This is a genomic window from Paraconexibacter sp. (genome assembly GCF_059438195.1).
In genome coordinates, this window is the sequence record NZ_JBLKKY010000013.1 from 54,511 (window position 1) to 76,799 (window position 22,289).

General features: G+C 73.6%; 23 protein-coding genes and 3 tRNA genes. 14 read left to right on the forward strand and 12 right to left on the reverse strand.

Annotated features, from left to right (window positions below):
- Positions 1 to 5: 5 nt before the first annotated feature.
- The gene (gene infC, locus ACME2J_RS06870) at positions 6 to 578 is read right to left on the reverse strand and encodes a translation initiation factor IF-3 (RefSeq protein ID WP_495544145.1); all 573 of its coding nucleotides are present in this window, start codon (positions 576 to 578) and stop codon (positions 6 to 8) included.
- 184 nt (positions 579 to 762) lie between these two features.
- Positions 763 to 2,685 (reverse strand): threonine--tRNA ligase, encoded by a 1,923-nt coding sequence (gene thrS, locus ACME2J_RS06875; RefSeq protein WP_495544146.1) that lies wholly within the window; start codon positions 2,683 to 2,685, stop codon positions 763 to 765.
- A 52-nt stretch (positions 2,686 to 2,737) separates the two neighbouring features.
- On the opposite strand from thrS, the gene ACME2J_RS06880 reads away from it, so the two are divergent.
- Positions 2,738 to 3,856: an aminotransferase class V-fold PLP-dependent enzyme gene (locus ACME2J_RS06880; RefSeq protein WP_495544147.1), complete on the forward strand. Its 1,119-nt coding sequence runs from the start codon at positions 2,738 to 2,740 to the stop codon at positions 3,854 to 3,856.
- Positions 3,857 to 3,902: 46 nt separating this feature from the next.
- Here the strand turns inward: ACME2J_RS06880 and ACME2J_RS06885 are convergent, their stop codons facing one another.
- Entirely contained in the window at positions 3,903 to 5,258 is a 1,356-nt protein-coding gene (locus ACME2J_RS06885) for a cytochrome P450 (RefSeq protein ID WP_495544148.1), read from the reverse strand.
- A 29-nt stretch (positions 5,259 to 5,287) separates the two neighbouring features.
- Positions 5,288 to 5,358: transfer RNA gene (locus tag ACME2J_RS06890), tRNA-Cys, on the reverse strand.
- A gap of 93 nt (positions 5,359 to 5,451) precedes the next feature.
- On the opposite strand from ACME2J_RS06890, the gene ACME2J_RS06895 reads away from it, so the two are divergent.
- Positions 5,452 to 5,524: transfer RNA gene (locus ACME2J_RS06895), tRNA-Val, on the forward strand.
- Positions 5,525 to 5,609: 85 nt separating this feature from the next.
- Here the strand turns inward: ACME2J_RS06895 and ACME2J_RS06900 are convergent.
- A complete protein-coding gene (locus ACME2J_RS06900) occupies positions 5,610 to 6,428 on the reverse strand; it encodes a formate/nitrite transporter family protein (RefSeq protein WP_495544149.1) in 819 nt (272 codons plus the stop codon).
- Between the two features lie 107 nt (positions 6,429 to 6,535).
- Positions 6,536 to 6,766, reverse strand: a complete 231-nt coding sequence (locus ACME2J_RS06905) for a hypothetical protein (RefSeq protein ID WP_495544150.1) — start codon at positions 6,764 to 6,766, stop codon at positions 6,536 to 6,538.
- A gap of 65 nt (positions 6,767 to 6,831) precedes the next feature.
- Between ACME2J_RS06905 and ACME2J_RS06910 the strand changes: the two genes are divergently transcribed.
- The 6 genes from ACME2J_RS06910 (at position 6,832) to ACME2J_RS06935 (ending at position 11,762) form a co-directional block, all read left to right on the forward strand.
- A complete protein-coding gene (locus ACME2J_RS06910; RefSeq protein ID WP_495544151.1) occupies positions 6,832 to 7,533 on the forward strand; it encodes a class I SAM-dependent methyltransferase in 702 nt (233 codons plus the stop codon).
- Between the two features lie 60 nt (positions 7,534 to 7,593).
- Positions 7,594 to 8,157 carry a PilZ domain-containing protein gene (locus ACME2J_RS06915; protein ID WP_495544152.1) on the forward strand — a complete coding sequence of 188 codons (564 nt, stop codon included), beginning with the start codon at positions 7,594 to 7,596 and terminating at the stop codon, positions 8,155 to 8,157.
- A 154-nt stretch (positions 8,158 to 8,311) separates the two neighbouring features.
- Complete coding sequence (locus tag ACME2J_RS06920) at positions 8,312 to 9,457, forward strand: hypothetical protein (protein WP_495544153.1); 1,146 nt, start codon at positions 8,312 to 8,314, stop codon at positions 9,455 to 9,457.
- Positions 9,458 to 9,519: 62 nt separating this feature from the next.
- Complete coding sequence (locus ACME2J_RS06925; protein WP_495544154.1) at positions 9,520 to 11,289, forward strand: NAD+ synthase; 1,770 nt, start codon at positions 9,520 to 9,522, stop codon at positions 11,287 to 11,289.
- 49 nt (positions 11,290 to 11,338) lie between these two features.
- Positions 11,339 to 11,412: transfer RNA gene (locus ACME2J_RS06930), tRNA-Gly, on the forward strand.
- Between the two features lie 101 nt (positions 11,413 to 11,513).
- Complete coding sequence (locus tag ACME2J_RS06935; RefSeq protein ID WP_495544155.1) at positions 11,514 to 11,762, forward strand: hypothetical protein; 249 nt, start codon at positions 11,514 to 11,516, stop codon at positions 11,760 to 11,762.
- Between the two features lie 29 nt (positions 11,763 to 11,791).
- Here ACME2J_RS06935 and ACME2J_RS06940 read toward each other — a convergent pair whose 3' ends face one another.
- Genes ACME2J_RS06940 through ACME2J_RS06955 form a run of 4 tightly spaced genes read right to left on the reverse strand, consistent with a single transcriptional unit; the run spans position 11,792 to position 13,900 of the window.
- A complete protein-coding gene (locus ACME2J_RS06940; protein WP_495544156.1) occupies positions 11,792 to 12,364 on the reverse strand; it encodes a signal peptidase I in 573 nt (190 codons plus the stop codon).
- Positions 12,361 to 13,035, reverse strand: a complete 675-nt coding sequence (locus ACME2J_RS06945; RefSeq protein ID WP_495544157.1) for a DNRLRE domain-containing protein — start codon at positions 13,033 to 13,035, stop codon at positions 12,361 to 12,363. Before ACME2J_RS06945 ends, ACME2J_RS06940 begins: the two co-directional genes overlap by 4 nt.
- On the reverse strand, positions 13,035 to 13,478 hold the full coding sequence (locus ACME2J_RS06950) for a hypothetical protein (protein WP_495544158.1): 444 nt from the start codon (positions 13,476 to 13,478) through the stop codon (positions 13,035 to 13,037). Before ACME2J_RS06950 ends, ACME2J_RS06945 begins: the two co-directional genes overlap by 1 nt.
- 20 nt (positions 13,479 to 13,498) lie before the next feature.
- The gene (locus ACME2J_RS06955) at positions 13,499 to 13,900 is read right to left on the reverse strand and encodes a hypothetical protein (protein WP_495544159.1); all 402 of its coding nucleotides are present in this window, start codon (positions 13,898 to 13,900) and stop codon (positions 13,499 to 13,501) included.
- A gap of 496 nt (positions 13,901 to 14,396) precedes the next feature.
- On the opposite strand from ACME2J_RS06955, the gene ACME2J_RS06960 reads away from it, so the two are divergent.
- A complete protein-coding gene (locus tag ACME2J_RS06960) occupies positions 14,397 to 16,475 on the forward strand; it encodes a sulfatase-like hydrolase/transferase (RefSeq protein ID WP_495544160.1) in 2,079 nt (692 codons plus the stop codon).
- A 14-nt stretch (positions 16,476 to 16,489) separates the two neighbouring features.
- Positions 16,490 to 18,055 carry an acyl-CoA carboxylase subunit beta gene (locus ACME2J_RS06965; protein ID WP_495544161.1) on the forward strand — a complete coding sequence of 522 codons (1,566 nt, stop codon included), beginning with the start codon at positions 16,490 to 16,492 and terminating at the stop codon, positions 18,053 to 18,055.
- Positions 18,056 to 18,136: 81 nt separating this feature from the next.
- Here the strand turns inward: ACME2J_RS06965 and ACME2J_RS06970 are convergent, their stop codons facing one another.
- Positions 18,137 to 18,994: an ATP-binding protein gene (locus ACME2J_RS06970; protein WP_495544162.1), complete on the reverse strand. Its 858-nt coding sequence runs from the start codon at positions 18,992 to 18,994 to the stop codon at positions 18,137 to 18,139.
- A 119-nt stretch (positions 18,995 to 19,113) separates the two neighbouring features.
- Between ACME2J_RS06970 and ACME2J_RS06975 the strand changes: the two genes are divergently transcribed.
- Complete coding sequence (locus ACME2J_RS06975) at positions 19,114 to 19,440, forward strand: STAS domain-containing protein (protein ID WP_495544163.1); 327 nt, start codon at positions 19,114 to 19,116, stop codon at positions 19,438 to 19,440.
- A gap of 20 nt (positions 19,441 to 19,460) precedes the next feature.
- Here the strand turns inward: ACME2J_RS06975 and ACME2J_RS06980 are convergent, their stop codons facing one another.
- On the reverse strand, positions 19,461 to 20,225 hold the full coding sequence (locus ACME2J_RS06980; protein ID WP_495544164.1) for a class I SAM-dependent methyltransferase: 765 nt from the start codon (positions 20,223 to 20,225) through the stop codon (positions 19,461 to 19,463).
- A 42-nt stretch (positions 20,226 to 20,267) separates the two neighbouring features.
- Between ACME2J_RS06980 and ACME2J_RS06985 the strand changes: the two genes are divergently transcribed.
- From ACME2J_RS06985 to ACME2J_RS06995, 3 genes are read left to right on the forward strand one after another with little or no spacing between them, the layout of a single operon-like run.
- Positions 20,268 to 20,984, forward strand: coding sequence for an RDD family protein (locus ACME2J_RS06985; RefSeq protein ID WP_495544165.1), 717 nt, complete (start codon positions 20,268 to 20,270; stop codon positions 20,982 to 20,984).
- Complete coding sequence (locus ACME2J_RS06990; RefSeq protein ID WP_495544166.1) at positions 20,985 to 21,947, forward strand: ornithine cyclodeaminase family protein; 963 nt, start codon at positions 20,985 to 20,987, stop codon at positions 21,945 to 21,947. It abuts the gene before it with no gap.
- 11 nt (positions 21,948 to 21,958) lie between these two features.
- Positions 21,959 to 22,183: a DUF8022 family protein gene (locus ACME2J_RS06995; protein ID WP_495544167.1), complete on the forward strand. Its 225-nt coding sequence runs from the start codon at positions 21,959 to 21,961 to the stop codon at positions 22,181 to 22,183.
- Positions 22,184 to 22,289: the final 106 nt, after the last annotated feature.

A 22,289-nucleotide genomic window follows, 5' to 3' on the forward strand; every position in this document is an offset into this window, starting at 1 on the left:
GTGCGTCAGCTCTCGTCGCCGGCGGAGTCGCCGCCGTCGGCGGCGGGCTCTTCGCCGTCCGAGGAGGCGTCGTCGCCGCCTTCCTCGAGCGTGTCGTTGAGCACGGCCTTGCTCGGACCGAGGAGCATCGTCATGTTCCGCCCGTCCTGGATCGGCCGCTGCTCGACGACGGCGAGCTCCGAGAGCTCGTCGGCGAGCCGGTCGAGGATCATGACGCCGCGCTCGGGGTGGCTCACCTCGCGCCCGCGGAACATGATGGTGATCTTCACCTTGTCCTTGTGGCGGAGGAAGCGCTCGACGTGGCCCTTCTTCGTCGAGTAGTCGTGCTCGGCGATCTTCGGGCGGAACTTGATCTCGCGCACCGTGATCTGCTGCTGGTGCTTGCGGGCGGCCTTCTGCTTCTGGGCCTGCTCGTACTTGTACTTCGAGTAGTCGAGCACCCGGCAGACGGGCGGACGGGCGTCCGGGGCGACCTCGACGAGGTCGAGATCGCGGTCCTGCGCGTAGCGGAGCGCCTCGTCGGTCTTCATGACGCCGACCTGGCTGCCGGTCTCGTCGATGAGACGGACCTCCGGCACGCGAATGCGCTCGTTGATCCGGGTGGTGTCCCGCTCGGGCGGGCGCCGGTCGAACCTTCTCGGGACCGGCACTAGCTGTGGTGGCCGCGCGGAATTCGAGGCGCGGCGAGCGTGTGGATATCAGTCAACGGGGCGCAGCATAGCCGACGCGGCCCGTTCGCTGTCGATTTCTCGGCCGCCGGGCTCAGCCGGCCCGCGACGCGGTCAACCCCGAGATCTCCGTCGCGACGTCCGCGACGGGGAGGCTCCCCCGGTCGCCCTCGCGGTGACGCCGGACCGAGACCGTGCCGTCCTCGGCCTCCTTGTCCCCCACGACGAGCATGTACGGGACCTTGCGCAGCTCGGCCTCGCGGATCTTCCTGCCGACCGACTCGGTGCGCTCGTCGACCTCCGCCCGCACCCCGGCGGCACGCAGCTCGTCGCGGACGCGGCCGGCGATCTCGGCGTGCCGGTCGGCGATCGGCAGGACGATCGCCTGGGTCGGCGCGAGCCACACCGGCAGCTCGCCGGCGGTGTCCTCGACGAGGATGCCGATGAAGCGCTCGTAGCTGCCGAAGAGCGCCCGGTGGATCATGACCACCCGGTGGTCGGCGTTGTCGGCGCCCGTGTAGGTGAGGTCGAACCGCTCGGGGAGGTTGTAGTCGAGCTGGACCGTGCCGAGCTGCCACGAGCGGCCGAGCGAGTCCTTGAAGTGGAGATCGATCTTCGGCCCGTAGAACGCGCCGTCGCCCTCGTTCACCGTGTACGCGAGGTCCTTCTCGTCGAGCGCCTTCTCGAGGAGCGCCTCGGCGGCGTCCCACAGCTCGTCGTCGCCGATGCGCACCTCCGGCCGGGTCGAGAGCTCGAGCGTCGGCTCGATCCCGAAGACCGCGTAGGTCTCGAAGGCCATGTCGAGGCACGCCTGCACCTCGTCCAGCGCCTGCTCGGGGGTGCAGAAGACGTGGGCGTCGTCCTGGACGAAGTGCCGGACGCGGAGAAGGCCGTGGAGCGTGCCGCTCAGCTCGTTGCGGTGCAGGAGCCCCGGCTCGGAGTAGCGCACCGGGAGGTCCTTGTACGACCACTTCTGCTGCCGGTAGAGCTGACAGTGCCCGGGGCAGTTCATCGGCTTGAGCGCGAGGTCGCGGTCCTCGGCCTGCGTCGTGAACATGTTGTCGCGGTACTTGAACCAGTGGCCCGAGGTCTTCCACAGCTCGGCGTCGTAGAGCTGCGGCGTCTTCACCTCGTCGTAGCCGTGGGCGTCGCACATCTCGCGCGAGAGGCCGACGAGGTCGTTGAAGACGCGGGTGCCCGCGGGGAGCCAGAAGGCGGCGCCCTGAGCGACCTCCGAGAACTGGAAGAGGCCGAGCTCGGGGCCGAGGCGGCGGTGGTCGCGCGCCTTCGCCTCCTCGAGGCGCTCGAGGTGCTCCTCGAGGTCCTTCTTCGAGAAGAAGGCGGTCCCGTAGATGCGGGTGAGCATCTGGCGGTTCGCGTCGCCGCGCCAGTACGCGCCGGCGACGGACTGCAGCTTGAACGCCTTGATGCGCCCGGTCGACGGCATGTGCGGGCCGCGGCAGAGGTCCGTGAAGGGGCCGTTCGTGTAGAGCGAGACCTCGTCGACGCCCTCGTTCTTCACGAGGTCCTCGATGAGCTCGACCTTGTAGGGCTGGCCCTCCTCGCGGAAGCGCGCGATCGCGTCGCCGGTCGGGACGAGCTCGCACGCGAACTCCTCGTCGGCCTTCACGTGCTCGCGCATCTTCGCCTCGAGCCGCTCGAAGTCCGCGTCGGTGACGGTGACGCCGTCGGGGAACTCGAAGTCGTAGTAGAAGCCGTGCTCGATCGGCGGGCCGATCGAGATCTTCACGCCCGGGAAGAGATCCATCGCGGCGGCGGCGAGGACGTGCGCGGTGTCGTGGCGCAGGACGTCGAGGGCGTCCTGACCCGAGCGCTCCGTGATGATCTCGAGCGGCTCGCCGTCGATGAGCGGCCGCGCGAGGTCGCGCACCTGGCCGCGCTGCTTGACGGCGAGGGCGGCCCGCGCGAGGCCGGGGCCGATCGCCGCAGCCGCGTCGTGGCCGGTCGCCCCCTCGGGGAGGTCGAGCTCGGTGCCGTCCGGAAGGGTGACCTTCATCGCAGGCGGAGCGTACGACAGCGGCGCGTCGGGCAGCGCTTATGCTCGGGCCGTGCCTGACGTGTCGACCCTGCGCGCCCACTTCCCCGTCCTGCAGGAGCGCGCCTATCTCAACTCCGGGACGTGCGGCCCGGTGCCCGCCGAGAGCGCGCAGGCGCTCGGCGAGCTCGCCCTCGAGGGCATGACCGAGGGCCGGGCCCAGGCCTACTACGAGAGCCTCATGGGGCTCCGGGACCGGCTCCGCGCGGCGTACGCCCGCCTCCTCGGCGCCTCGCGTCCCGAGGACGTCGCGGTCACCGCCTCGACGAGCGAGGGGATGTCCCGGGTCCTCGTGGGCCTCGACCTCCGCTCTGGCGACGAGATCGTCACCGCCGACGACGAGCACCCGGGCCTCCTCGGCCCGCTCGGCGCGGCCCGGCGGCTGCGAGGCGTCACCGTGAAGGTCGTCCCCCTGCGGCGCATCCACGAGCACATCGGCCGCCGGACGCGGCTCGTCGCCTGCTCGCACGTCCACTGGGCGACGGGCGAGCTCGCCCCGCGCGAGCTCGCGGACCGGCCGGAGGGCGTCCCGCTCCTCCTCGACGGCGCGCAAGGCCTCGGCGCCGTGCCGGTCGACGTCGCCGCGCTGCGCTGCGACTTCTACGCGGGCGCCGGCCAGAAGTGGCTGTGCGGCCCGGTCGGGACCGGCGCGCTGTGGATCGAGCCCGCCTGGCAGGAGCGGCTCATGGCGCCGATGCCGACGTACCCGCATCTCGCCGAGCCGTCGGCGGGGCTCGACGCGCGCCCCTTCCCGGACGCGCGGGCGCACGACTCCTTCGCGACGTCCGCGGAGATCTACGCCGCCGCGCTCGCGGCCCACGACCTGCTCGCGGCTCCCGGCTGGGAGGAGGTCCACCTGCGCGCCGCGCGGCTCGCGGCGCGGTTCGCCGCCGCGCTCGAGGAGCGCGGGCGCGACGTCGCCCCGCGCGACGACACGACCCTCGTGAGCTGGCGCGAGGACGACCCGGCCGGGACCGTCGCCCGCTGCGCCGCCCGAGGCGTCGTCGTCCGCGCGTTCCCGGGTCTGCCGTGGGTCCGCGCATCGGTCGGCGCGTGGAACGACGAGTCCGATCTGCGCCGCCTCCTCACGGCGCTGGACGACGACGACACGCCGCCGACCGGCGAGGTGTGACGTCAGAACCTCGCCTTCCGGCGTTCTGACGTCACACCCGGCGCGGTCACGCCTGCGCGAGCGGTGGCGAAGACGTCGCTCGGTGCATCGCCGGCGCGGGACCCACGACCACCTCGCCGTCGCGCCCCGGCGTCTCCGTGATCGCGCGGCGCACGACCCGCTCGTCCTCCTGCCGCGCCGGGGTGAACGAGCGGCGGAGGACCATCTCGCGGAGGACCGCCTCCATCTCGAACTGGGCGAACGCCGCGCCGAGGCAGCGGCGCACGCCCCCGCCGAACGGGATCCACGTGTAGGTGCCGGGTGGCGACTCGAGGAAGCGCTCGGGGCGGAACGCGTCCGGGTCGGGGTAGATGTCGCCGCGCCGGTGCACGAGATGGATCGACGGGACGATCGCCGCGCCGGCGGGGATCACGCGGCCGCCGAGCTCCATCGGCTCGGTGAGCCGGCGGACGACGATCGAGATGACCGGCCGCAGCCGCAGGGTCTCCTGCACGACGGCCTGCAGGTACGCGGTCTCCCCCGCCTGCACGTCGCGGACGAGGCGGTCGAGCTTCTCGGGGTGCCGGCAGAGCCGCTCGACCGCCCACGCGAGCGAGTTCGCGGTCGTCTCGTGGCCGGCGACGAGCAGCGTGACGAGCTCGTCGCGCAGCTCGGCGTCGGTCATCGGCCGGCCGTCCTCGTCGGTCGCCTGGAGGAGGATCGAGAGGACGTCGCTGCGCTCGGCGAGGTCGGCGACCTCGCGCCGCTCCGCGATCTCCTGCGCGATGAGCGCGTCGACGCGGCGCAGGCAGCGGCGCAGCGGCGGGTAGAGGTAGGCGCGGTCGGGCCCGAGGACGATGAGCGCGAGGCCCGCGCTCACGCTCGTCCCCATCGCGAGCAGGTCGCGCAGGGCGCTGCGGAGCGCGTCGTGCCGCGGGCCGTCGGCGACCCCGAACACGGCGCGGAGGATGATCTCGAGCGTCACGGCCTGCATCCGCGGGCGCACCGCGACCCGTGAGCCGACCGGCCAGCTCTCGACCTCCTCCGCGGCGAGCTCCCGCATGAGCGTCCCGTACGCCTTCATCCGCTCGCCGTGGAACGCGGGGAGCATGAGCCGGCGCTGGTGCAGGTGCGCGTCGTCGTCGAGGAGGAGGACCGAGCTCGGCCCGAGCACGGGCAGGAGGATCCGGTTGCCCTCCCCCGCGTGGAGGACGCGCGGGTCACCGGTGAAGACCTCTCGGATCGTGTCGGGGTCGGAGGTCACGACCCAGTCCCCCTCGCCGGCGATGCGGAGGGTGAAGGTGTCGCCGAACCGCGCGGCGCACGTCCGCAGCATCCACTGCGCGCGCCGGAACCAGAAGACGGTCTGGAGCGCCCGCGGCATCCGCGGGCCCGGCGGGAGGTCACGACGGTCGGGCGACATCATGGAGAGCCTCCGGGCAGGGACCGTGAAGGCGACGACCGGAATCGAACCGGTGTAGACGGCTTTGCAGGCCGCTGCGTAGCCACTCCGCCACGTCGCCAGGGTCCCCAGAGCGTAATACACGCGACCCCGCCGAGACAGCCCGCACGTCGCGCCGCCCGGCGTCCCGCGCTGCTACATTGTCGGCCTCCCAGGGCGATTAGCTCAGCTGGGAGAGCGCCTGCTCGACAAGCAGGAGGTCACTGGTTCGAGCCCAGTATCGCCCACTGCGAAGGCCCCGCCCCGGCGGGGCCTTTCTCGTTCCCGGCCGCCCGTGCGGCCTCGCGCGACCGCCACGGCCCGGCGCGCCGATCAGGGCGCGCCGTCGCGCGTGTGCCGGTAGGTGCCCGAGTCGCTGCCCGGCTCGCCCCTGACCTGCGCGAGCCGGAGGCTGAACACGAGCCCGGTCCCGCCGATGATGTTCCCGACGACGGCGAGGCCCGTGTTCCGCACGAGGTCCCCCCACGTCGACTCCGCCGTCCCGGCCATGAGGCCGAACGCCATCTCCCCGAAGCCGACGACGGCGTGGTTGAGCGTCGGCGCGGCGAGGACGAAGCCGATGATGAGAGATGCGATCACCCGGGCGGTCGCGGTCTCCGCCGCCGAGACGACCCACGTGAAGAGGGTCATGATCGTCCCGGCGGCCAGCGCGCTGATGAACGCGGGGAGGACGTCCCGGTCACCGAGCTTGTCGGCGAGGCGACCGGCCTCGTCGAGCGCCTCGTCGGGAAGGACGCCGTCGACGCTGAACGCCGCGGCGAACAGAGCGAGGGCGAGGAGGTTGAACAGGAGCGTCGTCGCCCACATCTCGAAGAGGACGCGCGAGTGCGCCCGACCCGAGAACACCGCGCCCACCGGGAGGAGGAAGTTCTCGGTGAACAGCTCGGCGCGCCCCAGCGTGATGAAGACGAACCCGATCCCGAACGTGAGCGCGGCGAGGACGTAGGCCGTCTCCTCGGGCATCGCGGCGGCGAGGCCCGCGCTGACGACGGCGAGGACGACGATCGAGAAGAAGATGTCGGTCCCCCCGCCGAACGCCGCGGCGGCCTGCGAGACGCGGGTCCGGCGCAGGCGACGCTCGCCCTCGTCGATGCCCTCCTCCCAGATCTCGTCCGGATTGCGCCCGCTCACCTCACGCCTCTACCCCTCCGGCGCCGAGCCCACGCGGACGCCCGATGACCTCCCGCTGCGGAGGCCCGCCCCGGCCGAGCCCGTCGCGTGCCGCGACCGACGGAGCGCTAGGGCCAGCGCGCGAGCTCGTCGACGCACCGGCGCACGTCGTCGGCGACCGCGGGCGGCGGGTCCGCGAGGACGTCGCGCAGCACGGCCAGCGTCTCCGGCCACACCTCCCCCGGATGCATGCTCACCGTCGTCGCGTCGAGCAGCCGGTCGGCGTCGGCGGCGCGCCCGTCCTCGCGGAGAGCGGCCTCGATCGTGCTCACGCGTGTCCAGAGGTCGCCGGCTTCCATCGGAGGAGTGTCCCCGATGGCCGACGCGACCTCATCTCATGAGGCGTCCGTCCGATGACACGGGCGTGAGCACTCCCGCAGCCGGCCTTCGCGGCGTCGTCGGCGACGACGACTACTTCTCGTACACCCGACCCGAGCTGCGGGCGCTCGTCCCCGCGACGGCGTACCGGGTGCTCGACGTCGGCTGCGGCGACGGGGCGGTCGGAGCCGCGCTGCGAGCCGACCGCGGATGCGAGGTCGTCGGACTCGACGGGATCGCGTCCGTCGTCGCCGCGGCCCGATCTCGCCTCGATGCCGCGCACCTCGTGGACCTCGACGAGGTCGACACGCTCCCGTATCCGCCGGCGTGGTTCGACGCGATCATCTGCGGTGACGTCCTCGAGCACCTCCGCGAGCCCGAGCGCCTCCTGCGCGTCCTGCTGCGCTGGCTCGCGCCCGGCGGCTCGCTCGTCTGCTCGATCCCGAACGTCAAGCACTGGTCGGTCGTCCTCCCGCTCCTCGTCGAGGACCGCTTCCCCTACGCGGACGCGGGTCTCCTCGACCGCACGCACGTCCATCTCTTCACGCTCCACGAGATCGACGTCCTCTTCACCGGCCTCGGGCTCGAGGTGACGCACCTGGAGACGACGACGGCCGGGCCGCTGCCCGACGCCGCGCGAGGGCTCCTCGACGTCGTCGCGGCCCTCGGAGGCGAGAGCGGCGAGACGCGCGAGCGGCTCACGGCCTACCAGTACCTCGTCGTCGCGCGGCGGGCGGCCGACGCCTGAGGGGCGGCCACCAGGCTCCGAGGCCCCGCTCCGGGCGCGAGTGCGGTAGTCGTACGTCCGATGCGGCGGCTGCAGGATCTCCAGGAGGTGGACCTCCAGATCGGCGCGCGCCGGTTCACCGAGCGTGTCCTCATGGTGCACGAGAGCTCGGCGATCCTCACGGGCGACGCACACGCCCGACTCCACGCCGACCGCCTCCCCGCCGCGCTCACCTTCCGGCACACCGGCGTGCTCGTGTCGATCGAGGGGCGCGTGAGCGCCGGGCCGCTCCCCACGACGACGCGGTTCGACGCCGCCGGCGACGGCCATCTCCGCGACCAGCGGTCGCGCCCGCGCCTTCGCGTCCGGCTCCCCGCCAGCATCGAGTTCCCCGGCCGGCCGGACTCCGGCGCGGTCGAAGGATGGCTGCGCGACATCTCCGAACGCGGCGTCGGGCTCGACGCCGTCGCGGCCGAGCCGGGTGAGGACATCATCGTCCGCATCGCCCAGGAGTCCGGCACGCTCACGCTCTCCGCGCGCGTCGTGCGCACGACGCCCGGCGGCTGCGGGGCCCGGATCACGGAGAAGCCCCCGCGTCTCGGCGAGGCGATCGTCGGCGCGCTGCTCCAGCGCGGCCGGGCCTGACGGCCGGCTTGCACGCCGCGGCGCGCGTCACCCGTCGTGGCTGTTACGGTGACCCGCTACGGGAGTCGCCCCGAGCACTCCCGTCAGGAGCGAGACCACGGCAGGACCTCGCTCCACGTCGCCCGCGGGGGACCACCTGCGGCGGCAGCGCACGATGTTCGCGGGACACACGACAGCACGGGCACTTCGCCTTCTCGTCGCGCTCCTGGGCACGCTCGCCCTGGTCGGGACCGCGACCGCCGACGCAGCGCGGGACGACCGCGTCCGCCCCGGCGAGGTCCGCGCCCGCATCGCGACGCCGCCGGCGCTCGTGTTCGGCATCAACCCCGGCGGCGGGGCCGGCACCGTCAACGGCCCCGCGCCCGCGCGGCCCGAGGTCCCGGCACTGCGTCAGGCCGCCATCGACGTCCTCCGCGCCGACCCCGACCGCCCCTTCGTCGTCCACCTCTTCGACGAGTACACCCGGCGCTCGGACGGCGACGACCTCCCGGATTGGCTGCGTCGGCAGATCAGCGGCTACACGCGCCGCGGCTACGACGTCGAGCTCGTGCTCCGCTACCGGCCCCGGTCCTCGCGGGGAGACGTCCGCGGGTTCGTGCGGTTCGTCCACCGGCGCGTCGCGCAGCTCGCCGGGAACCGCGGCGTCACGCATCTGCAGATCGCGAACGAGCCGAACGTCGACGGGGCGCCGGACGCCGCCGACGGCGCGTACCGCAACGTCCGTGCGGCGCTCGTCCGCGGCGTCGTCGCCGCCGATCGGGAGGCGCGCCGCCAGGACCGCCGCGATCTCGCGATCGGGTTCAACTGGGCGTACGCGAAGGGACGCGACGAGGACCGCTTCTTCCGCTCCCTGCGCAAGCGGGGCGGACGGCGCTTCGCGAAAGCCGTCGACTGGGTGGGCGTCAACGCCTATCCCGGGACCTGGGGCCCCACGCTGCGCAGCGGAGGCCTCGAGCGCGCCTCCTACCGGGCGACGGTCGACGCGATGCGGGCGCTGCGCAAGCGCCACCTCCCGCGCGCACGGCTCGGGCACGCCGCGATCATCTTCGCGGAGAGCGGCTATCCGACGAACCTCAGCGACCGCCACCAGCTCCAGCAGCAGGCGGTCATGACGTCGGTCGTCCGCGCCGTGATGCGCTATCGCCGCGCCTACCGCGTCCACGGGCTGCGGTGGTTCAACCTCCGCGACGCGAACAGCGCGGTCGAGAGCTTCGAGAGCCACTACGGGATCCTCCGCGACGACTACTCGCCGAAGGTCGCGTTCTTCACCTACCGGTCTCTCATCGACCGCTTCGGGTGAGCCGGGATCAGGAGGACGCAGCGCACCGCCCGCGCACGGCCCCCGTCCGCGATGATGCGCCCGTGATCCCCGCCTCTCCCTCCAGCATCCGCGTCGCCGGCGCCCAGATCGAGAACGTCGTCGGCGACATCGCCGGCAACCGCCGGCGCATCCTCGACGCGATGCGGTGGGCCGAGGAGCAGGAGGCCGACGTCGTCGTCTTCCCGGAGCTCGCGCTCACCGGATACCCGACCGCCGACCTCGTTCTCCGCGAGGAGTTCGTCGACGCGACGGTCGACTCGATCGAGCGGCTCGCGGCGGCCTCCGGCCGCACGGCAGCGGTCGTCGGCACCGTGGCGCGGGTCCCCCCGCGCCGGTCGTGGGACACGCGCGACCGGGACGTCGCGATCAGCGCCGCGGTCCTCTGCGACGGCGAGGTCCGCGGCCACTACCACAAGATCCTCCTCCCGAACTACGAGATCTTCGACGAGGCGCGCAACTTCGCGCCGGGGTCCCAGCGGGACATCCTGTGGCGGATCGGCGACACGGTGGCCGGCGTCGCGATCTGCGAGGACATCTGGTCGGGAGACGGGCCGCCCGAGGCGCAGGCCGCCGCGGGCGCCCAGATCCTCCTCGTGCTCAACGCCTCGCCGTTCCACCGGGAGAAGCCCTCCGGACGGCTCGGGCTCGCCGCGCAGGTCGCGCGCCGCAACGGGACGCCCGTCGTGTACGTCAACTCCGTCGGGGGCCAGGACGAGCTCGTCTTCGACGGCGGCTCGCTCGTCGTCGACGCCGCGGGCGACCTCCTCTACCGAGCCGCGCAGTTCACCCCCGAGCGCTTCTGCATCGATGTGCCCCTCGGGCCGCCGCGGCGCCTCACCGTCCCCGTGACGACCGTCCACGTGCGCCCGATGGACGCGCGTGTCCCCCTCCCCGCGAGCCCCCCGTCGCCGCAGATCGCGCCGGAGGAGCAGGTCTGGCAGGCGCTGGTCATGGGGACGCGGGACTTCGTGCGGCGCAACGGCGCGACGGGCGCCGCGCTCGGACTGTCCGGCGGCATCGACTCGATCCTCGTCGCGGCGGTGGCGGCCGACGCCCTCGGCCCGGAGAACGTCCTCGCCCTCGCGATGCCCGGTCCGTCCTCCCCCTCCGAGGAGCTCGACGACGCCCGCGAGTTCGCGACGCGCCTCGGCCTCGACTTCCAGACGATCCCCATCGAGTCGGTGAGCACGGCTCTGCGCTCGCACCTCGCCCCGCTGCTCGAGCGCCACCCCGGCGCAGAGACGCGCGTCGCGCTCGAGTCGCGCACCCGGGCCGCGATCCTGTGGGCGGCGTGCGACGAGCTCGGCCACATCCCCCTCGCGACCGGGAACAAGACCGAGCTCTCGATCGGCACGGCGGCCCTCTACGGGGACATGGCCGGGTCGTTCGCCCCGCTCAAGGACTGCCCGAAGACGCTCGTCTACGCCCTCGCGCGGTGGCGCAACCGTCGCGACCGCGTGATCCCCGCGCGGGTCTTCGAGCGCCCGGCGACCGCGCAGGAGCTCGAGATCTACACGCTGCCCGACTACGACGTCCTCGACGAGATCATCGACCGCTACGTCGAGCGCGGCGAGACGCTGAACGAGATCGCCGCGACGGGGACCGAGATCGCGATCATCCGCGGCGTCCTGCAGCTCATCGACGACGCGGAGTTCAAGCGCCGCCAGGCTCCGCCCGGCATCCGCATCACGGCGCGGGCCTTCGGCCAGGACCTCCGGATGCCGATCACGAACGGCTGGCGCCCGTACCGCGCGGAGGAGGCCGAGCTCGTCACGCCCGAGGCGCAGGCGGGCGGAGAGCGGCCCGTGTAGGCGGCGACGCCGGCCGTCCCGCGGCCCGGCTATACTCCGTCGTCCTCGCGCGGCTGTAGCTCAGTTGGCTAGAGCGTCTGCTTGCCATGCAGAAGGTCGTGGGTTCGAATCCCATCAGCCGCTTGTGATCGAAGGCCCCGCCCCGGCGGGGCCTTCGTCGTGTCCGGCCGTGCGACGCCGAGGACGCCGCCGATGCGCCTCGCCCCGTCTGCGAGGATCCGTCGATGAGCCGGCGGGATCGTGCGAACGTGCTGAGGGCGCTGGCCGACGCCGCCCACGCCGAGGCGGGCGTCGGCATCTCGACCGCCGTCATCGACGACGCCGTCGGGCGCTCGCGAGGCGACATGCGGACCTCCCTCGATCTCGGCGCGCTGCGCGGCGAGGGCATGGTCTCGGAGCAGAGCGCGGGTGTCTGGGCCCTCACCCCGGCAGGGATCGAGCGGCTGCGCGAGGAGCACGACCTCGAGCGCTGACCGGCCGTCGCGGTCGAGGGCGAGCTCCGCTACAGCCCGCTCTCGCCCCCGCCGGAGCGCCCGGCGCGGTCCGCGCGCCCGTGGCGCCCGGCCGGCCACGCGAGAAGCGTGAGCGCGGCGGCGAGACCGGCGAGGACCGGCGGCGAGCGCACCGTCGCGACCCACCTCCCCGCCGACGGGACGTGGGCGACGAGCCGACCGACGACGTCCCCCGGACGCGGGCGCCAGCGGTCGTCGGCGTCGCGGTTGTCGCCCCGGGTGACGTACCCCGCCTCGGCGGACCCGCCGACGATGCGGTGGATGACGGTCGCCCCGGCGCCGACGTCCCCCTCCGGCACGCGGAAGGCGATGACGTCCCCGCGACGGTACTCGGCGACGCGCCGCGTGAGGACGAGGTCTCCCGACGAGAGGCTCGGCTCCATGCTCTCTCCCGAGACCATGACGTAGCCGGTGGCGCCGCCGAGCGTCGTCGGCCGCACGACGACGAACCAGACCGCGACGAGAGCGAGGAGCGCGAGCGCCGAGGCGATGCCGCGGACGGTCGCCCGGTCGACCCCCGGGTGCGCGCGCGCGGCGGGCGGGGCTGTCGAGACGGTGCTCACGGGTAGTAGGTGACGACGAGCTCGGGGTGCTCGGCGGCGGTCGCCGCCTCGCGGGTCGAGAAGCGTCCGGTGTAGGCGAGGAGGAGGTTGCTCTCCACGCTGTCCCTCACCCTCCAGCCGTTGTTCGTCGCGGAGCCGGCGACGAACGCGCTCACGTCGGTGCTGACGTCCCACTGCCGCGTGACGCCGTCGGTCGTCCCGGTCGAGACGCTCCCCGTCGTGCCGCTCACCGAGGGCTGGTTCGACCACGTGAGCGTCGTCTCGCCCCACGCGGCGCTGACGCGCGCGAGCTGGTAGGTGCGCGAGAGCGACGGCGCGTCGGCCAGATGGAGGCTCAGGGTCGCCGAGCGGACGTCCGCGGAGGCCGGGATCCCGCAGGAGGCGAGGTCGAAGCGCACGTACGTCCGGCGGTTCCCGAGACCGAGTGAGAGCAGGCTCGCCGACGTGACGTAGGCCGAGGACGCCGTGCCGAAGTTCGTGCCCGAGCTGAGCTCGTCGCTGTAGGTGTCCGCGCTCACCGCCGGCGTGCACGTCGTCGCGGCCGCGGTCGCGGGCATCGCGAGCGAGGTGAGGCGCTCGCTCGACACGCCGACCGGGCCGCCCGCCGCGACGGCCGCCCCGGCCGCGAGGGCCGCGGCGGTCGCCGCGGCGGTCCTGGTGACGCGCCCCATCATGGGCCCGTGACGACGATGCGGGCCGCGTCGATGCCGTCCGGGGCGGGTGAGCCGGTGAGCGGGACGACGACCGAGCCGTCCGTCGTGTCGCCGTCGGCCGGGATCGCCACCGGTCCGCCGTAGGCGACGCGGCTGCCCGAGGCGAGGAGCGACACCGAGATCTCGCCGCCCTCGCACGCCGGGTCGGCGATGCCGCCGACCGTCACCGACGACACGAGGCCGCCGGAGGTCGCGACCGAGGTCGTGAAGGCGTCGTCGCACGGGAGCACCGCCGCGCTGCCTCCCGCGGCGGGAACGTCCGAGAGGGTCAGAGAGGCGGCCGCCGCGACCGTCACCGAGGCGAGGCTGACGGCCGCCGCGCACATCAGCGCCCCGCGCGCGAGCCGGCCGCGCCGCCGGGGCGGCGCGGCCGTGGACCTGCGCGCGTCGATCGCCGGCACGGTCGGCCCTCCCCATCGGCCTAGCCGATGACGACGTGGACGCCGGTGACGACGGCGGCCGACGGGGCCGTGGCCATCGTGACGGTGTCGCTCGTGTCCGCGGCGCCCGAGTTGACGGCGACCGTCACGGTGCCCTCGACGAGAGAGGCGCCGCTGTTGTCGGCGAGCGTCACCTTCATGGTCTGGGTGTTGCAGGCGTCGGCGATCCCGTCCACGGTGACCTCGGTCACCTCGTAGCGCTGGTCGGTCGCGTCCCAGGCCGTCGTGTACGACGTCGTCACGCCGTCGGTGTCGCAGGAGGCGACGGTCGTGTTGCCCGCGCCGAGATCGTCACTCGACACGCTGAGCGTCGCGGCCATCGCGAAGACGGCGGCGCCGACGGTGAGCGCCGCCAGCAGCTTGATGATGAGGGACTTCCTCATGGGTCCGGCTCCTTCCTCGTTCGCGCACCCGGGGACCGGGTGTGTCCCATCCGTGGGACGAGCCGGACAGAAGTCCGGCGCATCCCGGTCGTCGGCGACATCTCGCGCAGCTCGCGCGGGCCTGGACGAACGTCGGAGCTCGTGCGCGCCCATTCGGGCGCATGACGACCGGCCGTGCAGACCCCGCGGCCCCTCGTTCGCGGGGGCGACGGGCCCCGGCATTGGCGTCGCCGGGCACCCGTGACGTAGGCTCGCGGCCCGATGATCTGCTGCGCCGTGGGAGCCGCCATCGTGGGTCTCGTCGCCTCGCCGCTGCTCGCGTGGAGACGCCGTCGGTCGTCTCGCTCGTGGGAGCGCCCGCGTCGTCAGGGGCCGACGCCCGCATGACCGCCGTCGAGGGAGCCGTCGCAGCGGCGGCCGGCTTCCGGCCGATCCCTCTCCGCGACCGGCCGGACGGCCCGCTGGCGTCCTGGCTCCTGCGGCGGGCCGTCCTGACGTGGGCGGCGCTCGCCGCAGCGGGCCTCGCCGTGGCCCTCTCGGGCCTCCCCGACGCCTGGCGGATCCTCGGCCTCGGGCTCGTCGTCCCGGGCGGCAGCCTCCTCGCGATGGGGCACGAGGGTCTCTTCGCGCTCGCCGCTCTCGGGTTCGCGGCGTCGCTCGGCGCCTGGATCGCGACCGGCTTCGCCGTCGTCCCCGCGGCCGTCTGGCTGCTCACCCTCGTCCCGGTGGGGCTCCACGACCACCGCCTCTCCGATCCCGCGCTCTGGATCGTCCCGCTCATCGCCGCCGGCGGCCTGGGGGCCGTCGTCGCCCTGCGGCGCGTCGCGCTGGTGCGCGGCCGGCGCCGCGCCGTCGCGCGCAACGCGTATCTCTCCTCGGGAGTCGTCGAGGTGCCGACCCGCGCCGCCACCCCCGGGCAGAGCGCCGAGCTGTCCGCGGACGACCTCGGAGTCGCCCGGTACGTGCTCGACCGCTGCCTGCAGCCGGTCGAGCGGTTCGACGGCTTCGACGTCATCGAGCAGCTGCAGACGAGCGCCCTGCGCTACCAGCTCAACTTCGCCTCCTACGCCCTCGCCCTCATGGGATCGACGCCCTCCGCGACGCGGGCGCGATCGCGTTCGTCGCCCGCGCGGCGAGCACGACGACGCCCGGCAGCTACGCATCGATGCTCACCGGTCGGCTCCCGCATCATCACGGCGTCATCGAGGAGTGGGGCGCGCTCCCGGCCCACCTCCCGACCCTTCCGACCGAGTTCGCGCGCGCGGGCGGGCACACCCTGTTCGCCCCGAGCGAGCGCGAGCTCGGCGACGAGCCGCACGGCTTCGCGCGCGTCTTCGCCGACGTCGTCGACTGCCGCGCGAACCCGTGGCAGGACGGCGCGGCGACGACCCGCGCCTTCCTCGCGCACCTCGACGGCCTCGAGGGCGACGTCCCGCTCCTCTCATGGGTGCAGTACTTCGACGCGCATCCGCCCCGCGCGTATCCCGCTGATCTCGTCGCCCCGTACTACGAGGGCGACCCCCGCTCACCCGCGCGCCGCCACCGCCCCGAGGACCTCGGCCGCATCCACGGCGCCGAGGTCGTCCTCGAGACCGTCCGCGCGCTTCCCGCGATGCGCGCCGGGACGGCGGACGGCGGTCTCGTCGCGCGTCTGCGAGCGGTCGTCGAGCACGTCCGCGGCGCGCGCCCGACCGGCCCGGACCTCTCGGCGCATCTCGCCGGGCTGGGACCACGGGCGACCGACGGCCTGCCGCTCGCCGACTTCGCCGAGTGGCTCGCACCACGGGTCGAGGCGCTCGAGCGAGGCGAGGTGCCGCGGGAGCTCGTCGACTGGCTCGAGCGCGTGCTCCCCCATCTGCAGGAGATCGAGCGGGACGCGCTCTCCTGGCTCGACGGCGTCGTCGACAGCCGCTACCCCCTCGCACACCTCCGAGCGGGCGCCGCACACGTCGACACCCAGGTCGGGGCGCTCGTCGACGGGCTCGCCGACCGGGGCATGCTCGACCACACGACGCTCGTCGTCGCCTCGCCCCACGGCGAGCTCCTCGGCGAGGACGGACATCACTTCCACCACCACCCGCCCCTCGAGCCGGTGCTCGCCGCTCCCGTCGTCGTCGCGCCCGCTCCCGCCCTGCACGAGCGCCTCCACGCGCCCCGCGAGCCGATCGAGCTCGTCGACCTCCTGCCCACCACGCTCGCCCTCGCAGGCCTGACGATCCCCGCGGGCCTCGACGGCCGCGACCGGCTCCCCGAGCTGCGCGGCGGTCCGGCTCTCCCGCGGCGGCCCCAGGTCGCGATCGGGCAGGCCGGGCAGCACATCGCCGTGACGCTCGGGCGCCACAAGCTCATCCGCACCGTGAGCGCGTACGCCCACGAGAACGGGGTGACGCCGGCGGGCACCGACGAGTGGTTCGACGTCGCGAGGGGAGAGGACGAGCCGTGCTCGCCGCCGCCGGCGGTCGCCGAGCTCGCGAGCGACATGGCCGACCGGGTCGCCACGAGGCTCCCCGGACCTCGACCGGGCGGGGGGACGACCGCCCCCACCGCACCGCCTCCAGCGGCCGGGGCGCACTAGACTCCGCCGCCGCCATGCGTCAGAAGCCACCGGAGACGTTCGAAGAGAAGCTCGCCCAGCTCGAGGAGTTCCGGGCCGCGGCGATCCACGCGGAAGGCCCCGCGGTCGACAAGCAGCACGCGCGCGGCAAGTACACCGCCCGCGAGCGCATCGAGAAGCTCCTCGATCCGGGCTCCTTCCAGGAGGTGGACACGTTCGTCCGCCACCGGACGCACGACTTCGAGATGCAGAAGAACCGTCCGTGGTCGGACGCCGTGGTCACGGGCCACGGCACGATCGACGGTCGGCGGGTCTGCGTCTTCTCCCAGGACTTCACGGTCTTCGGCGGCTCGCTCGGCGAGGTCATGGGCGAGAAGATGTGCAAGATCATGGATCTCGCCGCCAAGATCGGCTGCCCGGTCATCGGGATCAACGACTCGGGCGGCGCGCGGATCCAGGAGGGCGTCGTCTCGCTCGGCGCCTACGGCGACGTCTTCACGCGGAACGTCCGGTGCTCGGGCGTCATCCCGCAGATCTCCCTCATCATGGGCCCGTGTGCGGGCGGCGCGGTCTACTCGCCGGCGATCACGGACTTCATCCTCATGGTGAAGGAGACCTCGCACATGTTCATCACGGGGCCCGACGTCATCAAGTCGGTCACCGGCGAGGAGGTCGGCTTCGAGGAGCTCGGCGGCGCCATGTCGCACAACTCGAAGTCGGGCGTCGCCCACTTCGCCTTCGAGGACGAGGACCACGCCCTCGAGGAGACGCGCTTCCTCTTCTCCTTCCTGCCGCAGAACAACCTCGAGACGCCCCCGCGCGAGACTCCGTCGGACGATCGGGACCGCATGGACCCCGAGCTCGACTCGGTCGTGCCCGACAACCCGAACAAGCCGTACGACATGCGCAACGTCGTCCGGCACATCGTCGACGACGGCGAGTTCTTCGAGGTGCAGGAGCACTTCGCGAAGAACATCATCATCGGCTTCGCGCGCCTCGACGGCCACGCCGTCGGGATCGTCGGCAACCAGCCGGCCGCGCTCGCCGGCGTCCTCGACATCGACGCCTCCGCGAAGGCGGCGCGCTTCGTCCGCACGTGCGACGCCTTCAACATCCCGCTCATCACGTTCTGCGACGTGCCGGGCTTCCTCCCCGGGACCACCCAGGAGTGGGGCGGCATCATCCGCCACGGCGCGAAGCTCCTCTACGCGTTCACCGAGGCGACCGTCCCGAAGATCACGGTCATCACCCGCAAGGCGTACGGCGGCGCCTACGACGTCATGGCGTCGAAGCACCTGCTCGCGGACTTCAACTTCGCGTGGCCGACGGCGGAGGTCGCCGTCATGGGCGCGGAGGGCGCGGTGAACATCATCTACCGCCGCGACATCGCCGACTCGCCGACGCCCGACGAGCGCCGCGAGAAGCTCATGGACGACTACAAGGCGCGCTTCGCGAACCCGTACTCGGCGGCGGAGCGCGGCTACATCGACGACGTCATCGTCCCGCACGAGACGCGCCCGAAGCTCATCACCGCGCTCGAGACCCTCGCGACCAAGCGCGATCCGGGTCCGAAGCGCAAGCACGGCAACATCCCGCTGTAGCCCGGGCCCGGCCCGGGGCGCCGAACCGGATTCCTCCGTGGCCCTGGCCACGGAGGAATCCGGTTCGGCCCTGCGTGGCGGTCAGGCGAGGTGGAACTCGAGGTGGATCGCGGCGCCGGCGCGGCGGTCCGGCGGCGTGACGATCGTGCACCGGGCCGCCACCCGCGCCATGACGACGAGACCCAGCCCGAGGCCCGGGCTGTCGGGACGAGGCACCATCCCGCGCCCCTCGTCCTCGACGTCGATGACGAGCTCGCTCCCGCGGTGCGCGGCGATGAGTCGCATCGGGCGCGGCTCGTCGTCCGCGCGGTCGAGGTACGCGTGGAGCACGACGTTCGTGCACGCCTCGCTCACGGCGAGCTGGATGTTCGTGCGGACCGACTCGTCGAGCCCGAGGGCCGTCGCGAACGCGTCGACGGCCCGGCGGGCGACGCCGATGCTCTCGGCGCTCGCCTCGAGGTTGAGCACGAGCGGCGCGACGGCCGGCGCCGAGGAGTCTCCGTCGTGCGCTGCCAGGCCGGTGAGGCCGGCGGCGAGGTCGGCGCGGTAGTCGAGATCGGCGCTCACCACCGCGTGCGAGATCCGCCGGCCGGCCGTGCGGAAGACGTAGGTGACAGGCATGTCCGCCGGCTCGCCGCCGATCGAGCCGCGGATGCGCGCCAGGACGACGACGGCGTCGCCCGTCGCGTGCGCGCCCGTCACCTCGATGGCGAAGTCGAGGCCTATCTCCTCCGCGTCGGCGAGGTACTCGCGGAGCCCCTCGTGACCCCGGTACGGCGTGCTGCGGCGACCCGTGGCGACCGCCATCGTCGTGAGCTCGACCTCGGGCGTCGCGTACTCGAGCATCGTCTCGAGGTCCCGCCGCTCGAAGGCGGCGAGGACCGCGAGGGCGGCCGCGATCCGCTCCGCGCTCGTCGGCGCGTCAGAGCCTGCCGTCACAGCCGTCGCGGAGGTCGTTTGACATCCAGCGGGCCGTACCCGGCGATGGCCCGGATCGAACGCCCGGACCGCCCGGCCGGGGAGGTTTGGGTGTCCCGGCGAGCGGTCATTCACCGGGCATGGCGGGCCACGAGGTGCAGGCGGACGACTCGGCGCCGGAGGTGCTCCGCCTCATGGTCACCGACGAGCTCGACCTCGAACGCGGCCAGGCCCTCATCGAGGCGATCCGCCGTGGGCTCCGCGGCCGGCCGCAGAGCGTCGTCGTCGACGCCCGCACCGTCGAGTTCGCCGATTCCACGGGGCTCGCCTCGCTCGTGCGCTGCCGCCGGATGTGCGCCGCCACGGGCGCGAACTTCATCGTCGAGGTCACCCCCGGCAGCGCCCTCGACGAGCTCCTCGTGCAGTCAGGGACCGGCGAGGTCCTCGGCGCTCGCCGCCGCGGCTGACCTCGGGCCCCGAGGGACGCTCAGCGCAGGCGGTCGAGGAGGCTCGCCGCGAACCTCCGCGGTCGCTGCGCCGCGAGCCCGGCCGCGTGCCGCGCGACGTCCCGTGCCTGCTTCGCGCGGATCTCCGTCGTCGACGGCTCGAACCGGCGACGCAGGCGGTCACGAAGCTCGTCGTAGAACGCCGCGTAGTCCTGCGGCCCGATGAGCGGGCGCTCGCCGGCCCGGATCTCGCCCTCCCAGAAGAGACCGAGGAGATGGTCCTCGAGGCTCATCCGCGCGCGCCAGCGGTCGTTCACGCGCAGCGTCCAGTCGTGGTGGATCGAGTGCGGCTTGTGGGTGAAGACGAGCGTCCCATCGACGACGTCGCAGAGCCAGCGGTGGTGCTCGTGGCCGAGGAAGGGCCCGTTGCCCTCGACGTTGTAGATGAGCTCGGCCTCGATCGTCGGGACCTCGACGTAGCCCGCCCGGGCGACGCGGCTCATCTCGCGGCACACCCAGATCGGGTCGCGGATGTCCTCGAGAGTCGTCACGCAGATCGCGAAGTCGAACTGGTCGTCGGCGTACGGCCACGGCTCGCGGGCGCAGACGTCGCGGATCGTCCACGTCCGGCGCTCGAATCGCTCGGGTCCCGATCCGTAGCTGCCCATCGCGCCGCGCGTCTCGTAGGGCATGAGATCGATGACGTGGGTCGCGCGGTTGAACGGCGCAGCCCACCCGCCGACATCGAGCACGGTCGCCTCCTTGGGGAGGCTCTTGAGGATGTGTTGCGTCGCCGAGGGAAGCACGGTAGGCCGCGACCCTACCGGCCGGGACGTACCATCCTCGGAGTGACCGAGCCGCCGCGCTTCCTGCCCCCGGAGGGCGCCCGGCCGACCTACGACGCCGGGACGCCCTCGTCGCTCCTCGGCGGCCCCCGGCCCGCGGACGCCCTCGAGCCGGCGACGATCGCGAAGCGCGCCGTCGCGCTCCTCGTCGACTACGTCGTCCTCCCGCTCGTCGTCGCGATCGCGGTCGCCGTCGTCGTCACGCTCGCCGTCGGGGACGACGCCGCCTTCACCGACACCTACGTCGACGACGGCGAGGTCGTCGTCGACGAGTACGTGTGGCCCGTCGTCGCCGGGATCGGCGGGGCGATCCTCTGGACGCTCCTCGTCCCGTGGCTCATGCTCGGGCTGTGGCAGGGCCGGACGATCGGGCGCCGCCTCGTGGGCATCCGCCTCGTCATGGACACCGGAGAGCCGCCGACGGTCGGCCGGGCGTTCCTGCGCGAGATCATCGTGAAGGGCGGCCTCGCCTTCTTCACGTTCCCGATCGTCGTGAGCTACCTGTGGGCCGTCTGGGACCGGCGCCGGCGGACGCTGCACGACATCATCTGCAGCACGCGCGCCGTCGTCGACGACCGCGGCGGACCGGACGCCGCCCCGCCGCACACCTTCGGCGGCCCTGCGGCGCCCCCGCCGCCGGGGAGTCCCGGCCCGGGCTCCGGCGGGCGGCGCGACGACGATGACGACGACCTCGCTCACCGAATCGGCCTCGGAGGCTGAATGCCCGACCTCTCCGTCCTCGACCACGACGCCCTCCTCGCCGCGGTCCCCCCCGGCGAGGCGATCGCCGCGACGCGCGACGCGTTCGTCGCCCACCGCCGCGGCGAGTGGACGATGCCGAGCAAGGTCTACCTCGAGAGCCCGCCCCACGGCGACTTCCGCGCCATGCCTGCGCTCGGCGGCGGGATCGCGATCCTCAAGTGGATCTCGTCGTTCCCGGACAACCCCGAGAAGGGGCTGCCGACCGTCATGGGCCTCCTCTGCGTGAGCGACGCGGAGACGAGCGAGCCGCTCGCGCTCCTCGACGCGCGCGCGGTGACCGCGCTGCGGACGGGGGCGGTCGCGCCGATCGCCGCGCGGGCGCTCGCGCCCGAGGGCGCGTCGTCCGTCGGCCTCATCGGCTGCGGGCTGCACGGGGCGTGGGCCGCCCGCTGCCTCGCGGCCGACGGCTGGGGCACGGGCGGGGGCAACGTCGTCCACGACCCGCACGAGGACAGCGCCCGCCGTCTCGCGGACGAGCTCGGGGAGGGCTGGCGCGCCGGCACGCGCGAAGAGGCGCTGCGCTGCGACGTCGTGACGTGCGTCACCCCCGGTCACGAGATCGTCGTCGACGCGAAGGACCTGCGTCCCGGCCTCCACCTCAACATGCTCGGCGCCGACGGGCCGGGCAAGGCCGAGATGACGCCCGCCGCGGTCGCCTCGTGCGCCCTCTTCTGCGACGAGTGGGCGCAGGCGAGCCACGGCGGGGAGCTCACCGGCGCGGTCCGGGCGGGCCTCGTGGGGCGCGAGCGGGTGACGGACCTCGGGGCGGTCCTCGCCGGAGAGGCGGCCGGGCGGCCGGGCAGCGAGGCGGTCACCCTCTTCGACTCCACCGGACTGGCGATCCAGGACCTCGCGATCGCGCTGCGCGCGATGGAGGCCCTGCGCGAGGGCAGGGGGAGCCCGCAGACCGTCCGGCTGTAGGATCCCCGCCGATGCCGAGCGACGGCCCGCACATCGAGGGGATCCCCGCCTCCGCGACACCGGACGAGGCCGCGGCCGTCGTCGCCGCGATCCAGCGCTTCCTGCACGACAACGCCCCGGTCATCGTCGCCGAGGAGGAGCCGGTGAGCCGCTGGAAGCGGACCGCTCTCCTCGAGGGCGTCGGCTACGAGCCCGACGGGCCGAGCCCGTGGGGCGACGAGCACCCCTGGGGCTGAGCGCCCGCCCTCGGCACATCGGTCCGCCCGCCCCGAGCCGCGGGGCGCGGGGGGCGAGATCAACGCGCGTTCGATTGACCCCCACATAGGGGGCGAATCCAACGCG

Bases quoted from the DNA above. Each gene is read 5' to 3' on its own strand.
- thrS (WP_495544146.1), bottom strand. From the start codon at position 2,685: ATGAAGGTCACCCTTCCGGACGGCACCGAGCTCGACCTCCCCGAGGGG.
- ACME2J_RS06885 (WP_495544148.1), bottom strand. From the start codon at position 5,258: ATGTCGCCCGACCGTCGTGACCTCCCGCCGGGCCCGCGGATGCCGCGG.
- ACME2J_RS06905 (WP_495544150.1), bottom strand. From the start codon at position 6,766: ATGGAAGCCGGCGACCTCTGGACACGCGTGAGCACGATCGAGGCCGCT.
- ACME2J_RS06915 (WP_495544152.1), top strand. From the start codon at position 7,594: ATGCGGCGGCTGCAGGATCTCCAGGAGGTGGACCTCCAGATCGGCGCG.
- ACME2J_RS06920 (WP_495544153.1), top strand. From the start codon at position 8,312: ATGTTCGCGGGACACACGACAGCACGGGCACTTCGCCTTCTCGTCGCG.
- ACME2J_RS06935 (WP_495544155.1), top strand. From the start codon at position 11,514: ATGAGCCGGCGGGATCGTGCGAACGTGCTGAGGGCGCTGGCCGACGCC.
- ACME2J_RS06945 (WP_495544157.1), bottom strand. From the start codon at position 13,035: ATGGGGCGCGTCACCAGGACCGCCGCGGCGACCGCCGCGGCCCTCGCG.
- ACME2J_RS06955 (WP_495544159.1), bottom strand. From the start codon at position 13,900: ATGAGGAAGTCCCTCATCATCAAGCTGCTGGCGGCGCTCACCGTCGGC.
- ACME2J_RS06965 (WP_495544161.1), top strand. From the start codon at position 16,490: ATGCGTCAGAAGCCACCGGAGACGTTCGAAGAGAAGCTCGCCCAGCTC.
- ACME2J_RS06975 (WP_495544163.1), top strand. From the start codon at position 19,114: ATGGCGGGCCACGAGGTGCAGGCGGACGACTCGGCGCCGGAGGTGCTC.
- ACME2J_RS06990 (WP_495544166.1), top strand. From the start codon at position 20,985: ATGCCCGACCTCTCCGTCCTCGACCACGACGCCCTCCTCGCCGCGGTC.
- ACME2J_RS06995 (WP_495544167.1), top strand. From the start codon at position 21,959: ATGCCGAGCGACGGCCCGCACATCGAGGGGATCCCCGCCTCCGCGACA.